The organism is Burkholderia cenocepacia (assembly GCF_900446215.1).
GTDB lineage: Bacteria > Pseudomonadota > Gammaproteobacteria > Burkholderiales > Burkholderiaceae > Burkholderia > Burkholderia cenocepacia.
In genome coordinates this window covers 125,128-138,825 of record NZ_UAQZ01000015.1, presented here as the reverse complement: position 1 = coordinate 138,825, position 13,698 = coordinate 125,128, and the positions used below count along the sequence as shown (strand labels likewise).

Below are 13,698 nucleotides of genomic sequence, written 5' to 3'. Positions count from 1 at the left end.
GGGCTAGAACCGGTAGCCGACGCCGGCCTGGATCACGTCGGTGTCGCGGTCGTAGCGCGTGACCACGCGGTTCCAGGTGACGCGCGTGAGCCAGCGGTCGGAGATCCGGTAGCTGGCCGAGATCGACACGATGCCGGAGAACCGGCCGTCACCCGGGCCCGGCTGGCCTTCGCGGTTGCGCTGGTTGACGGTGAAATACGCGCCGGCCCCGGCCGACAGCGTGACCTTGTCGTTCAGGAACGCGCGCGTGAGCCACAGCTCGGACGCGATCCCGTTGCGGCGAACCGACTGCTTCGCGCCTTCGTACATCCACGTCGCGGTCCAGTCGAGCGAACGCGTGAGGCCGCGCCGGTATTCGATGCTGCCGCCGAGCGTCGACGGCGACGAGCGGCTGTTCAGAATCGTCTCGCCGAGCATCGCCGTGACTTCGTTGTGCGTGACCTTGCGCGTGCGCGGCAGCGCGGTGTCGCGCGGGCCCGGCGTGTCGGGTGCATCGAGCTGATAGCCGACGCCGAACATCACCGACGTCGTGTCGGGCCCGCCGAACACCTGCGCGCGGTTGACCTGAAGCTGCGCGATCCAGCGGTGCGACGTGTAGTACGCGGCGCGCACGCTCATCAGCACGCCCCAGCCATGCGTATTCGAGTAGCCGCGGCCTTCGGCGGCCGGCACCGTGTCGAAGTAGCGATACGGGCCCGCGCCGGCCGACAGCACCAGGCGGCGGTTCGCGAGCGGCACGCGGCCCCAGAACTGCACTGCCTGGCCGTCGCGGTGATGATTCGGAATGTGCCCTTCGTTGTACCACGTGAAGCCGAGCGCGGTATGCGGGCTCAAGCCTTCCTGGTAATCGAACGCCCAGGAATACGTGCGTTGGCCGCCGCCCCACAGCGGGCCGGTGAACAGCGCGAACTCCTGTGCGTCGGCGGGCGCGCCGTAGAGCGCGGCGACGGAGCAGAGACCGGCCACCAGCGGGCGGACACGGGCGGGGCGGGTCGGGCAGGGCATCGGGAGACGGGCCGGCACGGTTCACTTCTTTCCAGTCACGACAACACGCGGTCATTGTCCTGCGCACGAAAACACGTGTCGACCCGGCTGCGCGCAATAACGTATTACGCACATCGGGACAACATGCGGGTTGCGGTACTGGTCGACACGCGTTTCGATCGCGACGTGTGCGCGACGAAGCATGATTCGTCCTGCTTGATGATGAGCAGGGCCAAAGCGCGGCGTTCGCGCGCGGCATTTCCGCTTGCCGTTCGAGACACGCAAAAAAAACGCGGCCGGGGTGGCCGCGTGAATACTCGCAGACTCCTTCGGACGAAGGAAACAAGCAACTGTGAAACGAAGTGTAGCGAAAGGCCGTGCACGGATTCAGGGGCCGTGCTGCAAAGGTCTCTTCCAGGTTTCGGCAGGCTGCCGGAGCGGGCGCCGATCGACTACCATCACGGGTGACGCCGCCGCCCGGGCGGCGTACCACGTCGTACAAGGAGAATCCATGCTCAAGCTGCGTTTGCTCCAGGTCGCGTTATGCGCGGGCGTGCTGGCGGCCGGCAGCGCCGCTGCCGAAACGGTGCGCCTGTCCGCCAGCCTGCAGCCGTCGAGCGAAGTGCCGCCGACGGCGACCAAGGGCTCGGGCGCCGTCGCCGCCACCTACGACACGGCCACCCACATGCTGCAGTGGACGGTTACTTACGAACACCTCACGGGGCCGGCGACGGCCGCGCATTTCCACGGGCCCGCGCCGGTCGGCCAGAACGCCGGCGTGCAGGTGCCGATTCCGAAGGACGAGCTGGCGAGCCCGATCAAGGGTTCGAAGGCGCTCACCGACGCGCAGGTCACCGACCTGATGGGCGGCAAGTGGTACTTCAACATTCATACGAAGGAACACCCGTCCGGCGAGATCCGCGGCCAGGTGATGCCGGCGAACTGAGCGCCGGCGTTTGATATAGAGGCACCTGTCGAGCGACGCGGGAGCGTTCGCACGTACCATCGTCACACTGCGATGACGGAGTGCGTCCGATGAGTTGGCAAAGCAAGTTCGCCTGCTGGCTGCTGCGCTGGCAGTTTCGTCCGGAAACCATGCGCGAGGTGCTCGACCCCGCGCGTGCCCGGCGCTTCACCGACCTGCGGATGTTCGTGCCGCGCCGCCCGCCGTCAGGCTACCGGCTGCGGCAGTGCTACGGCGCCGGGGACGCGCCGCTGCGCGGCGAATGGCTCGAGCGCACCGACACGGGCGCGGGCCGCGGGCCCGGCCGCACGCTGCTGTATTTCCACGGCGGCGGTTACTACTTCTGTTCGACGAAGACCCACCGACCGCTGGTGTTCGGCCTGACGAAGCGCGCGGGCGTCCGTTCGTTCTCGCTCGACTACCGGCTCGCACCCGAAAACCGTTTCCCCGCCGCGCTCGACGATGCGCTCGCCGCCTATCGGCAACTGCTGGCGCTCGGCACGCCGCCCGAGTCGATCGTGCTCGGCGGCGATTCGGCGGGCGGCGGCCTCGCGCTCGCGACGCTCGTCGCGCTGCGTGATCGCGGCGAGCCGCTGCCGGCCGGCGCGATCCTGTTCTCGCCGTGGACCGACCTGGCCGGCACCGGCGGCACGATGCGCAGCAACGACGGCGTCGATCCGATGTTCGCGGCCGCGGCGCTGCCGAAGGCGGCGAAGCTGTATCTCGGCGACGAGCCCGCGACGAATCCGTACGCATCGCCGCTCTACGCGGACTTCACGGGCCTGCCGCCGCTGTACATCCAGGCCGGCAGCACCGAGGTGCTGCTGGACGATTCACGCCGCGTCGCCGAGAAGGCAAAGGCGGCCGGCGTTCAGGTCGAAATCGAGGTGTGGCCCGACATGCCGCACGTGTGGCAGCTGTACGCACCGATGGTGCCGGAAGCGCGCGACGCGCTCGACCGCGCGGCCGCGTTCCTGCGCCGCGTCGCGGTCGAGCGCGCGGTTCAGCGCGTGGGCGAGGCGTCGATCGCCTGATAGGCGGCCTTGACGGCCACCGAGCCGTACTTGCGTTCGAGCCGGCGCACGGTGAAGTGGCCGTGCGCCATCTGCTGGAAGTGGTCGATGAACAGCGTGTTGACGGTCGCGCCGAGCACGGCGCCGATCGCCGGGATCGACTTCGCGGCCATCTGTTCGGTCACCTGCACCGAGAAGCGCGAGGCCACGGTCTGCACGAGCTTGAACACGGCCGCCGAGCTGTGCGCGGCGATGCCTTTCGCCGTGATGTCCGACGACGCCTTCGAGATCGCCTGCGCAAGCGCGCCGCGCAGCACGAAATAGCCGAGATCGGCGTCTTCCTCCTGCTTGTCCGGGTTGCCGCCCATGCCGAGCACGGCCAGGCACTGCAACTGCGTATCGACCGACGTCAGGTCCTCGCCCTCGCTGCGCGCGATGTCGCACACCGAGCGGAAGATCAGCGTGGTCGTCACCGGCAGCTCGACCGGCAGCGCGAGGAAACCGAACGCGCCGCCCGCCGCGCCGGTCGTCGCGACCGCGAGCTTGTGCAGCAGGTTGCTGGGTTTCTCGGGCTCCGCGTCCGGCGCCTGCGGCTTGCCGAGCGTGCGCAGCGCGATGTTCAGGCACTTGCGCAGCGCGAGCTGCGTCGCGTCGTTGATCTTGCCGGTCGCGAAGTCCGGCAGCCGCGCGATCATCTTCTCGACCGGCGCGCCGAGCACGCCCGTCAGCTTCATCGTCAGCGACGGGCTTTCCAGCACCTGTTTCGCGCGCCGCAGCGCGTCCCGATCCTCCGGCGACAGCGCCGTCGCGGGGGTGATTGAAATCGGTTCCATCTTTCTCCTTGGCCTGAGCGGGCCCTGAACCATCGCCAGCCTAGATTACTCCGGCATGCTAGAATTTTGAGATTCTTTGACTCGGCAAAAGTTGCATCGACAAAAAATGGCCGTTCACACCGCCGCCCACCATTCGAGCGGGCAAGTCCTGCCGTTCCGCGAGTCGCTGCTGGCGATGATCGGGATCTCGTTCGTCACCATGCTGGTCGCGCTGGACCAGACGGTCGTCGGCACGGCGCTGCCGACCATCGTCGCCGAACTCCGCGGCTTCGACCTGTACGCGTGGGTCGCGACCTCGTACCTGCTCAGTTCCGTGATCACGGTGCCGATCTTCGGCCGGCTCGGCGACTATTACGGCCGCAAGCCGTTCGTGATCGCGTCGATCGTCGTGTTCACCGGCGCGTCGGTGCTGTGCGGGATGGCCAACGACATGCTGACCCTCGTGCTCGCGCGCGGACTGCAGGGAATCGGCGGCGGGATGCTGGTCGGCACCGCGTTCGCGTGCATTCCCGATCTGTTCCCCGATTCCGTCGTGCGGCTGCGCTGGCAGGTGCTGATGAGTTCCGCGTTCGGCATCGCGAACGCGGTCGGCCCGTCGCTCGGCGGGTTCCTGACCCAGTCGTTCGGCTGGCGCTCGGTGTTCTACGTCAACCTGCCGATCGGCATCCTGTCGCTGATTTTCGTGTGGCGCTACCTGCCGCACCTGCGCCACGTCGAACACGATCGCAAGATGCGGCTCGACTGGCCGGGCGCGCTCTTGATCGCGCTGTCGCTCGGTGCGCTGCAACTGTTCGTCGAATGGCTGCCGAAGTACGGCGTCATGAGCTGGGCGTCGCTGCTGCTCGTCGTCGCGGTCGTGGCGGGCGTCGGCCTGTGGCACTGGGAGAAACGCTGCGCGCAGCCGATTTTGCCGTTCGACATGTTCGGCAACCGTGCGCTGTCGGCGCTGTTCGTGCTCGCGATCCTCGCCGGTTTCTCGATGTTCTCGCTGCTGTTCTACGCGCCGCTGCTGTTCCAGGGCGGCTTCGGGATGTCGCCGAAGGAGGCCGGGCTCGTGATCACGCCGCTCGTCGTGTTCATCACCATCGGCAGCATCATGAACGGCCGCGTCGTCACGCGCATCCGCAATCCGAACGCGATGCTGCACGTCGGCTTCGTGCTGTTCGCCGTCGCGTGCGCGGGCATCGTCGTGGCGACCCACACGACGCCGGCCTGGATGCTGATGGCGCTGATGGTCGCGGGCGGCATCGGGCTCGGTTTCGTGTTGCCGAACCTCACCGTGTTCGCGCAGCAGACGGCCGGCCGCGAGCATCTCGGCATCGCGACGGCGCTCTTGCAGTCGCTGCGGATGGTCGGCGGGATGCTGGGCACCGCGCTGACGGGCACGCTCGTCAACCAGATGTATTCGAGCGGTGTGCGCAACGCGCTGTCCGCCGACCACGCGATGCAGTGGCACGCGCGGCTCGCCGATCCGCAGATCCTGATCGATCGCGCGGCGCAGGGCGGTCTCGTCGCGGAGTTGACGCGTGCCGGGCATAATGGCGCGCTGCTGCTGGAAGCGGCCCGCGAATCGCTGGTCGGCGCGATTCACCTGGGGGTCGCGATGGCGGCCGTCGTCGCCGTGGTGTCGGTGTGGCAGTGCCGTCGCGTGCCGCCGATCGCGCTGCGGCGCAAGATCGAACCGCACGTCGCGGCCGACTGACCGGTCACGCGATCGAGCGATTCGACGACTCAACGATTCACCGGAACGAAATCAGCGCATGGAAGAACAGGACCGCGTCGCGATCTTGCAGCAATTCGGACGCACGTATCGCGCCTTCATGACCGCGTTCGAAGCGCACGTCGGGCAGCCGATGCCGCGCTGGCGCATCATGGTCGCGCTGCACACGATGGACGGGCATGCGTCGCAGAAGAAGCTCGTCGAAGTGCTGCGCATCGATCCGGGCGCGCTCACGCGCCAGTTGAAGTCGCTCGACGCGCTCGGCTGGATCGAGCGCGAATCGGACGCACGCGACAACCGCGTGACCAACGTCACGCTGACGGAAGCCGGCCGCGCGGCGTTCGACGCGTGCCTGCCGCGCCGCAAGGCGTTTCTCGACCAGACGATGGCGCAGTTGCCGGACGATGTGCTGAATGCGCTGTCGGGTGCGCTCGCGATGCTGGAATCGCGGATCGCGGATGTCGGGTCGACGCCGGTCGCGCGTTGATGCGCGGGGCCGGCGGTACTTGAGCGCCGCCGGCCGCCGCTTCATTTCATTCTGATCAGGTGACGGTTTACAGCTCGATGCGCGTGCCGAGCAACGCGAGGAACTGCGCGAGCCAGGCCGGATGCGCAGGCCACGCGGGCGCGGTGACGAACGGCGCGTCGGTCACGGCCGCGTCGACCGGGATGTCCGCGTATTCGCCGCCCGCGAGCTTCACTTCCGGCGCGCAGGCCGGGTAGGCCGAAATGCGCTTGCCGCGGATCACGTCGGCGGCCGCGAGCAGTTGCGCCGCGTGGCAGATCGCCGCGATCGGCTTACCGGCCTCGGCGAACTCGCGCACGAGCGAGATCACCTTCGGATCGAGTCGCAGGTATTCGGGCGCACGGCCGCCCGCGATCGCGAGCGCGTCGTAGCGCGCCGCATCGACGTCGTCGAATGCCGCATTCAACGTGAACTGGTGGCCGGGCTTCTCGGTGTAGGTCTGGTCGCCTTCGAAATCGTGGATCGCGGTCTTGATCTTGTCGCCCGCGCGCTTGCCCGGGCAGACTGCATCGACGTGGTGGCCGACGGCCTGCAGCGCCTGGAACGGCACCATCGTTTCGTAGTCTTCGGCGAAATCGCCGGTCAGGAACAGGATCTTCTTCGCGGCCATGGCTTTCTCCAGTGAAGCAGCGTTGAAGGCCCGGTCGCGCCGTGCATGACGGCGGCGACGGGCCCTGAGGACGAAAGCGCAGTGTACTCCGGCAGATTGAAGCGCGCGTGACGGCCGCCCCGCGCGAGCGGCTGGGCGGCGTCGCGCGCGGCGTGCGTCAGAAGAACGTTTCGACGACTTCCGTCACGCGGAATTGCGGATCGAGCACCAGCACCTGGCGCCACTTGTCGAACGTCAGGCACGGGTGCGAGATGTCGAACGCGACCATGTCGCCGACCTTCACGTCCGCGCCCGGCGGAATCTGCAGGTACGCGTGCTGGTCCATCATCCCGGTGACGGCCCAGCCTTCGGTGGCGGCGACGTCGCGCGGCGCGCTGTCGCGGCCCGGGCGGAAGTGGCGCGCCGGCTCGGGCAGGCCCGCGTCGAACGCCGCATCGCGCTTGCCGAGCGCGACGATCGCGCGATCGGGCTCCGGCACCGACTGCACGTACGCCCACAGCTGCAGCGCCGGCAGCAGCCCTTCGCCCATCGAGCGGGCGATCGGATTGCGCGCGAACACGTCGCTCTGCGCCTTCTTGTAGATGCCGACGTCGTGCGTCAGGTAGCAGCCCGGACGCAGCACGACTTCCGCGAAGCCCGCGTCGGACGCCTTCCGGAATTCTTCCGCGACCACGTCGTACCACGCCGAACCGGCGCCGGACAGGATCGCCGGCGTGCGCGCGAAGCGGCCGGCTTCGGCCAGCTCGCGCGTGAGCGCGACCGCCTGCTGCAGGAACGCGCGGATCTCGCCTTCCTCTTTCAGCACGCCTTCATAGAGCTCGATGCCGGCCAGCTTCAGCGTGTCCGGATAGCGCGCGATCGCGGCCAGCACGGCCTCGCGCTGCGCGGCATCGCGCACGCCCGCGCGGCCGCCCGGCACGCCGAGCTCGATCAGCACGTTCAGCGACTTCTGCGCGGCGCCGAAGAAGCGGCCGAGCTGGTCGACGCTCTCCGCGGAATCGACGAGACAGAAGAACTCGAAATCGGGATCGGACAGCAGCCCCGCGATGATCGTCATGTTCTGGCGGCCGACCAGCTGGTTCGCGAGCAGCACGCGCCGCACGCCGCCGTGATACGCGGCCTGCGTCTGGTGCGCGGTCGCGAGCGTGATGCCCCACGCGCCGGCGTCGAGCTGGCGGCGGAACAGTTGCGGCGCCATCGTCGTCTTGCCGTGCGGCGCGAACTTGACGCCGTATTTCTGCACGAACGCCTGCATCCAGTTCAGGTTGTGCTCGACGCGATCCTCGTAAAGCACGGCGGCCGGCAGGCTGACGTCTTCCGCGAGCAGGTTCCATTCGAGCCGGCCCGCGTCGCCGAGCGGCACGCTCGCGCTCGGCAGATTGCCCAGGCCCTTGCCGAACGGATCGATCGTCGCTTCCTGATAGTTTGTAACTTTCATGTCATCCCGCTCCATCATCACTATGCATTGCACTGAAGTTGACATGCAGATGGTACAGAAAGTAGCATCGGCGCGGTGATGTTATTTAATAACATCCAGCTTCGTATCCTTTTCCGCAGATGAATACGCCCGCTTCCCCGTCCGCTCCGCCAGCCGCCGAGCCCTATCCGGCTCAGGCCGCTCCGCCGGTCCTCGACATCGTCGCGCGGATCGCCGAATGCGCGCCCGAGTTGCGCGAGGCCGAGCGCAAGGTCGCCGCGTTCATCCTCGCCGATCTGGCCCGCGCCGCGCATGCGAGCATCGGTGCGCTCGCGCGCGACGCGGAGGTCAGCGTCGCGACGGTCACGCGTTTCGCGAAGGCCGTCGGCTGTCGCGACGTGCGCGAACTGAAGGTGCTCGTCGCGCAGGCGGCGGCCGTCGGCCAGCGCTTCCTGGTGCCGTCCGACGACACGCCGGCCGACGACGCGAGTCCCGCGTCGATGGTCTACGACGAGATCCGCGTGGCGCTCGCCCACAATCACCAGCTGTTGCGCAACACGTCGTTCGACGCGGCGGCCGACCTGCTCGCCGGCGCGAAGATGACGTACGTGTACGGGCAGGGCGGCGGCTCGACCGCGCTCGCCGACGAGCTGCGCTTCCGGCTCGTGCGCTTCGGCCGGCCGGTCGCGAGCTACCAGGACAGCCTGCTGCAGCGGATGGTGGCCGCGACGCTGTCGGGCGACACCGTCGTCGTCGCGTTGTCGGTGAGCGGGCGCGTGCCCGAGCTGCTCGAGAGCTGCCGGCTCGCGAAGCGCTACGGCGCGAAGCTGATCGCGATCACCGCGCCGGCGTCGCCGCTCGCGAAGCTCGCCGACCACCTGATCCCGGTCGTCGCGTTCGAAACCGATTTCATTTACAAGCCGTCGACCTCGCGCTACGCGATGATGATGGCGATCGACGTGCTCGTCACCGGCGTCGCATTGCGGCTCGGCGATGCGGGCCGGGAATCGCTGCGCCGCATCAAACACGCGCTTGACGCGCACCGCGGCGGCGGCGACCGTCAACCGGTAGGAGACTGACCATGCATTCGCATCCCGAAGCGGCCGATACGCTGATCGTCGGCGCGCAACTGTACGACGGCACCGGCGCGCCGCCCGTCACGCGCGACGTCGCGATCCGCAACGGCCTGATCGCGGCGATCGGCAACCTGTCGAACTGGCTCGCGGAGCACGTCGTCGACGCGAACGGCAGGGCGCTCGCGCCGGGTTTCGTCGACGTGCATACCCACGACGACACGCACGTGATCCGTGCGCCGGAGATGATCCCGAAGATCTCGCAGGGCGTGACGACCGTGATCGTCGGCAACTGCGGGATCAGCGCATCGCCGGTGACGCTCGCGGGCGACCCGCCCGACCCGATGAACCTGCTCGGCGAGCGCGGCGCGTTCCAGTACCCGACCTTCGCCGCTTACGTCGCGGCCGTGAACGACGCGCGCCCGGCCGTGAACGTCGCGGCGCTCGTCGGCCACACGGCGCTGCGCAACAACCAGATGGACCGCCTCGACCGCGCGGCGACCGACGGCGAGATCGCCGGCATGCGCGCGCAGCTCGAGGAGGCGCTCGCGAACGGCGCGCTCGGCCTGTCGTCGGGTCTCGCGTACGGTTCCGCGTTCGCGGCGCCGACCGAGGAAGTGATGGCGCTCGCCGAGCCGCTCGCCCGCTCCGGTGCGCTGTACACGACGCACATGCGCACCGAGTTCGACGCGATCCTCGACGCGATGGACGAAGCCTATCGCGTCGGCCGTCACGCGCAGGTGCCGGTCGTGATCTCGCACCTGAAATGCGCGGGCCCGTCGAACTGGGGGCGCAGCACCGAGGTGCTCGCGTCGCTCGAAGGCGCGCGCCGCTACCAGCCGGTCGGCTGCGACTGCTATCCGTACAGCCGCAGTTCGTCGACGCTCGACCTGAAGCAGGTGACGGGCGACATCGACATCACGATCACGTGGTCGGAGCCGCACCCGGAAGTCGCGGGCAAGCTGCTGAAGGCGATCGCGGCCGACTGGGGCGTGACCGAGCAGGAAGCCGCGCAGCGCATCCGTCCGGCCGGCGCCATGTACCACAACATGTCCGAGGACGACGTGCGCCGGATCCTGTCGCATCCGGCGACGATGGTCGGCTCGGACGGCCTGCCGAACGATCCGCTGCCGCATCCGCGGTTGTGGGGCGCGTTTCCGCGCGTGCTCGGCCATTACGTGCGCGACACCAACCTGCTGCCGCTCGAGGAGGCGATCCGCAAGATGACGTCGCTGTCCGCGCGTCGCTATGGCATCCCGAAGCGCGGCGAGGTGCATGTCGGCTATCACGCGGACCTGGTGCTGTTCGATCCGGCGAGCGTGATCGACGCCGCGACGTTCGAGAAGCCGCAGCAGCCCGCGCACGGGATCGACGCCGTGTGGGTGAACGGCGTGCTGACCTATGAAAACGGCCAACCGACCGGCGAGCGCGCCGGCGGTTTCGTCGCGCGCGGCGAGCGCGTGCCGGCCAGTGCCGATGCGGCGTTCTGAACGCACGCATTCCGATCTTCCGTGCGCGCCGCAGCAGCCGGCGCGTGCATCCGTAACCGAAATGTGAGGAGTGAAACGATGAAGCGATATGGCGTAGGCGAAGCGAAGGGCACCGGCGGCCAGGTGATGCCGTTTGCACGGGCGGTCGAGGCCGACGGCTGGCTGTACGTGTCGGGCCAGACGCCGATGGTGAACGGCGAGGTCGTCGAAGGCGGGATCGTCACGCAGTCGAAGCAGGCGATCGAGAACGTGATCGCGATTCTGAAGGAAGCCGGCTACGGCCTCGAGCACGTCGTGCGCTGCGGCGTATGGCTCGACGACGCACGCGATTTCGCGTCGTTCAACAAGGTGTTCATTTCGTACTTCGGCGAGAACCCGCCGGCGCGCGCGTGCGTGCAGTCGAGCATGGTCATCGACTGCAAGGTCGAGGTCGATTGCATCGCTTACAAGGCGCCGGCGAAGTAACGCGGCCACGCTTCCCCGCGCACAGTGAAACAGCCCGGTCGGTTGAAGCCGACCGGGCTGTTTCGTTTGACGCGCGTGGCCGTTACTGCCGCGCCGTCCGCGCGTTGTCCGGCATCGGCTGGTTGTAGTTGGTGCGGAACGGGTTGATGTCGAGCCCGCCGCGGCGCGTATAGCGCGCGTACACCGCGAGCTTCACCGGTTTGCACGCGCGCATGATGTCGAGGAAGATCCGCTCGACGCACTGCTCGTGAAAGCCCGTGTGATTGCGGAACGAGATGATGTAGCGCAGCAGCCCCGCGTGGTCGATCTGCGGCCCGACGTAGTGGATCTGCACGCTGCCCCAGTCGGGCTGGCCCGTGACCGGGCAGTTCGAGCGCAGCAGGTCGGACACGAGCGTCTCCTCGACCGGTGCTTCGTCCTCGCCGTCGGCCGCCGACAGTAGCGACGGATCGGGTTCGTACACGTCGGCGTCGAGGTCGAGCCGGTCGAGCGACAGCCCGTCGAGCTCGTCCATCTCCAGCTTGCGGAAATCGTGCGCCGACACCAGCTGGACCGACACGCTCGCGCCGCACGCGGCCGACACGTCGCGCTTCAGCACGTCGCGCACCGCGTCGACCGAGTCGAACTTCGACTGTGCGAACGAGCCGAGATACAGCTTGAACGACTTCGATTCGACGATGTTCGGCGATTCGGCCGGCACGTAGAACGTCGCGATCGCGACCTGCGGCTTGCCGCGCGCGTTGAGCCACGACAGTTCGTACGCGTTCCAGATGTCGGTGCCGAAGAACGGCAGCGCCGACGTGATGCCGAGCTGCTCGCGCGCGCCGGCGCGCGGGATCGGGAACAGCAGCGACGCATCGTACTGCGCCGCGTAGACGGTGGCCTTGCCGAGCGGGGATTGTTCGGGATTCATTGCACGCAGCCTTTACGACAGGAAGAGGCGGTAAGCCGGGTTGGCGCTCTCTTCGACATACGGATAGCCGAGCGCCGCGAGGAAGCGTTCGAATTCGGCGCGGTCGGCCTGCGGCACCTGCAGCCCGACGAGGATCGAGCTGTAGTCCGCGCCCTGGTTACGGTAGTGGAACAGGCTGATGTTCCAGTCCGGCGCCATCGACGACAGGAACTTCATCAGCGCGCCCGGCCGTTCCGGGAATTCGAAGCGGAACAGGCGCTCGTCGAGCGCGAGCGGCGAGCGGCCGCCGACCATGTAGCGGATGTGCTCCTTCGACAGCTCGTCGTGCGTCAGGTCGACGCTCTTGAAACCGTGCGACTCGAAGTTCGCGGCGATCTCCGCCGATTCGCCGCGACGGCGGATCTGCACGCCGACGAAGATGTGCGCGGACTTCTCGTCGGCGATCCGGTAGTTGAACTCGGTGACGTTGCGATCGCCGACCAGCGAGCAGAAGCGCTTGAAGCTGCCGCGTTCCTCGGGGATCGTGACCGCGAACACCGCTTCGCGCGCTTCGCCGACCTCGGCGCGCTCGGCGACGAAGCGCATCCGGTCGAAGTTCATGTTCGCGCCGGACGTGACCGCGACGAGCGTCTGGTTCTCGATGCCTTCGCGTTCCGCGTACAGCTTCGCGCCCGCGACCGCGAGCGCGCCCGACGGTTCGAGCACGCTGCGCGTGTCCTGGAACACGTCCTTGATCGCCGCGCACAGCGCGTCGGTGTTGACCGTCACGACGCCGTCGAGGAATTCGCGGCACAGCCGGAAGGTTTCCTCGCCGACGAGCTTCACCGCGGTGCCGTCCGCGAACAGGCCGACCTCGCTCAGCTCGATGCGCTCGCCCGCGTCCAGCGACTGCTTCATCGCGCACGAGTCCTCGGCCTGCACGCCGATCACCTTGATCTCCGGACGCACCGCCTTCACGTACGCGGCGACGCCGGACGCGAGCCCGCCGCCGCCGATCGGCACGAAGATCGCATGGATCGGGCCCTGGTGCTGACGCAGGATCTCCATCGCGATCGTGCCCTGGCCGGCGATCACGTACGGATCGTCGAACGGGTGAACGAACGTGAGGTCGCGCTCCTGCTGGACCTTCACCGCGTGCGCGTATGCATCGCTGTACGATTCGCCCGCCTGGATCACCTCGACGCTCGGGCCGCCGTGCGCGCGCACCGCGTCGACCTTCACCTGCGGCGTCGTGACCGGCACGACGATCACGGCCTTGATGCCCATCCGGGCCGCCGAGAACGCGACACCCTGCGCGTGGTTGCCGGCCGACGCCGTAATCACGCCGCGCGCGAGCGCATCCGTCGGAATGTGCGCCATCTTGTTGTACGCGCCGCGCAGCTTGAACGAGAACACCGGCTGGTTGTCCTCGCGCTTCAGGTAAACGGCGTTGCGCAGCCGGGCCGACAGGTTGCGGGCGGGTTCGAGTTCCGTCTCGATCGCGACGTCGTAGACGCGCGCGGTGAGGATTTTCTTCAGGTAATCGTGGGATGCCATGGGCGCTCGCGTGCAGTGCGGATGCAGACGGTAAAGGGTCAATGATAGCGCCAAGGGTCCGCCCGTACGCAAGCGGCATGCCGGGCGGGCAGCTGCGGGCGGCCGGGTGGGCGTGCCGGCAGGGGAGGCGCGCCGCCGGGCGCCGCTTTTTATC

At 68.2% G+C, this 13,698-nt stretch carries 13 protein-coding genes; 7 read left to right on the top strand and 6 right to left on the bottom strand.

Translation table 11 applies throughout. The features are described 5' to 3' along the window. Positions 1–3: 3 nt before the first annotated feature. On the bottom strand, positions 4–1,005 hold the full coding sequence (locus tag DTA15_RS30320; protein ID WP_012492412.1) for a hypothetical protein: 1,002 nt from the start codon (positions 1,003–1,005) through the stop codon (positions 4–6). Between the two features lie 490 nt (positions 1,006–1,495). On the opposite strand from DTA15_RS30320, the gene DTA15_RS30310 reads away from it, so the two are divergent. Beyond that, the gene (locus DTA15_RS30310; RefSeq protein WP_006487921.1) at positions 1,496–1,930 is read left to right on the top strand and encodes a CHRD domain-containing protein; all 435 of its coding nucleotides are present in this window, start codon (positions 1,496–1,498) and stop codon (positions 1,928–1,930) included. An 89-nt stretch (positions 1,931–2,019) separates the two neighbouring features. Beyond that, positions 2,020–2,982, top strand: a complete 963-nt coding sequence (locus DTA15_RS30305; RefSeq protein WP_006497395.1) for an alpha/beta hydrolase — start codon at positions 2,020–2,022, stop codon at positions 2,980–2,982. Here DTA15_RS30305 and DTA15_RS30300 read toward each other — a convergent pair. Then, positions 2,952–3,794, bottom strand: coding sequence for an EcsC family protein (locus DTA15_RS30300; RefSeq protein WP_006497394.1), 843 nt, complete (start codon positions 3,792–3,794; stop codon positions 2,952–2,954). The two genes, DTA15_RS30305 and DTA15_RS30300, sit on opposite strands and share 31 nt — an antisense overlap. A gap of 106 nt (positions 3,795–3,900) precedes the next feature. Between DTA15_RS30300 and DTA15_RS30295 the strand changes: the two genes are divergently transcribed. Next, complete coding sequence (locus DTA15_RS30295; protein ID WP_006487923.1) at positions 3,901–5,496, top strand: MDR family MFS transporter; 1,596 nt, start codon at positions 3,901–3,903, stop codon at positions 5,494–5,496. Between the two features lie 58 nt (positions 5,497–5,554). Next, positions 5,555–6,001: a MarR family winged helix-turn-helix transcriptional regulator gene (locus tag DTA15_RS30290; protein ID WP_006487928.1), complete on the top strand. Its 447-nt coding sequence runs from the start codon at positions 5,555–5,557 to the stop codon at positions 5,999–6,001. Positions 6,002–6,068: 67 nt separating this feature from the next. Here the strand turns inward: DTA15_RS30290 and DTA15_RS30285 are convergent, their stop codons facing one another. Both DTA15_RS30285 and DTA15_RS30280 read right to left on the bottom strand, forming a co-directional pair. Further along, positions 6,069–6,650 carry a DJ-1/PfpI family protein gene (locus DTA15_RS30285; protein WP_006487930.1) on the bottom strand — a complete coding sequence of 194 codons (582 nt, stop codon included), beginning with the start codon at positions 6,648–6,650 and terminating at the stop codon, positions 6,069–6,071. A 157-nt stretch (positions 6,651–6,807) separates the two neighbouring features. Further along, positions 6,808–8,088, bottom strand: a complete 1,281-nt coding sequence (locus tag DTA15_RS30280; protein ID WP_020979402.1) for an amino acid deaminase — start codon at positions 8,086–8,088, stop codon at positions 6,808–6,810. Between the two features lie 119 nt (positions 8,089–8,207). Here DTA15_RS30280 and DTA15_RS30275 point away from each other — a divergent pair, with 119 nt between their 5' ends. The 3 genes from DTA15_RS30275 to DTA15_RS30265 all read left to right on the top strand — a co-directional run bounded on the left by DTA15_RS30275 (position 8,208) and on the right by DTA15_RS30265 (position 11,095). After that, a complete protein-coding gene (locus DTA15_RS30275) occupies positions 8,208–9,146 on the top strand; it encodes a MurR/RpiR family transcriptional regulator (protein ID WP_006487897.1) in 939 nt (312 codons plus the stop codon). 2 nt (positions 9,147–9,148) lie between these two features. After that, positions 9,149–10,630, top strand: a complete 1,482-nt coding sequence (locus tag DTA15_RS30270; protein ID WP_006487893.1) for an N-acyl-D-amino-acid deacylase family protein — start codon at positions 9,149–9,151, stop codon at positions 10,628–10,630. A gap of 78 nt (positions 10,631–10,708) precedes the next feature. Further along, on the top strand, positions 10,709–11,095 hold the full coding sequence (locus tag DTA15_RS30265; RefSeq protein ID WP_006497391.1) for a RidA family protein: 387 nt from the start codon (positions 10,709–10,711) through the stop codon (positions 11,093–11,095). 82 nt (positions 11,096–11,177) lie between these two features. Here the strand turns inward: DTA15_RS30265 and queF are convergent, their stop codons facing one another. Further along, the gene (gene queF / locus DTA15_RS30260) at positions 11,178–12,008 is read right to left on the bottom strand and encodes an NADPH-dependent 7-cyano-7-deazaguanine reductase QueF (protein WP_006487889.1); all 831 of its coding nucleotides are present in this window, start codon (positions 12,006–12,008) and stop codon (positions 11,178–11,180) included. Positions 12,009–12,020: 12 nt separating this feature from the next. Further along, positions 12,021–13,544, bottom strand: coding sequence for a threonine ammonia-lyase, biosynthetic (gene ilvA, locus DTA15_RS30255; protein ID WP_006487895.1), 1,524 nt, complete (start codon positions 13,542–13,544; stop codon positions 12,021–12,023). Positions 13,545–13,698 lie beyond the last annotated feature (154 nt).

What these genes read in the sequence shown, in the direction of transcription:
- ilvA (WP_006487895.1), bottom strand. Translation starts at nt 13,544, where the DNA reads ATGGCATCCCACGATTACCTGAAGAAAATCCTCACCGCGCGCGTCTAC.
- DTA15_RS30280 (WP_020979402.1), bottom strand. Translation starts at nt 8,088, where the DNA reads ATGAAAGTTACAAACTATCAGGAAGCGACGATCGATCCGTTCGGCAAG.
- DTA15_RS30300 (WP_006497394.1), bottom strand. Translation starts at nt 3,794, where the DNA reads ATGGAACCGATTTCAATCACCCCCGCGACGGCGCTGTCGCCGGAGGAT.
- DTA15_RS30270 (WP_006487893.1), top strand. Translation starts at nt 9,149, where the DNA reads ATGCATTCGCATCCCGAAGCGGCCGATACGCTGATCGTCGGCGCGCAA.
- DTA15_RS30305 (WP_006497395.1), top strand. Translation starts at nt 2,020, where the DNA reads ATGAGTTGGCAAAGCAAGTTCGCCTGCTGGCTGCTGCGCTGGCAGTTT.
- DTA15_RS30290 (WP_006487928.1), top strand. Translation starts at nt 5,555, where the DNA reads ATGGAAGAACAGGACCGCGTCGCGATCTTGCAGCAATTCGGACGCACG.
- DTA15_RS30295 (WP_006487923.1), top strand. Translation starts at nt 3,901, where the DNA reads ATGGCCGTTCACACCGCCGCCCACCATTCGAGCGGGCAAGTCCTGCCG.
- DTA15_RS30320 (WP_012492412.1), bottom strand. Translation starts at nt 1,005, where the DNA reads ATGCCCTGCCCGACCCGCCCCGCCCGTGTCCGCCCGCTGGTGGCCGGT.
- DTA15_RS30265 (WP_006497391.1), top strand. Translation starts at nt 10,709, where the DNA reads ATGAAGCGATATGGCGTAGGCGAAGCGAAGGGCACCGGCGGCCAGGTG.
- DTA15_RS30310 (WP_006487921.1), top strand. Translation starts at nt 1,496, where the DNA reads ATGCTCAAGCTGCGTTTGCTCCAGGTCGCGTTATGCGCGGGCGTGCTG.
- DTA15_RS30285 (WP_006487930.1), bottom strand. Translation starts at nt 6,650, where the DNA reads ATGGCCGCGAAGAAGATCCTGTTCCTGACCGGCGATTTCGCCGAAGAC.
- DTA15_RS30275 (WP_006487897.1), top strand. Translation starts at nt 8,208, where the DNA reads ATGAATACGCCCGCTTCCCCGTCCGCTCCGCCAGCCGCCGAGCCCTAT.
- queF (WP_006487889.1), bottom strand. Translation starts at nt 12,008, where the DNA reads ATGAATCCCGAACAATCCCCGCTCGGCAAGGCCACCGTCTACGCGGCG.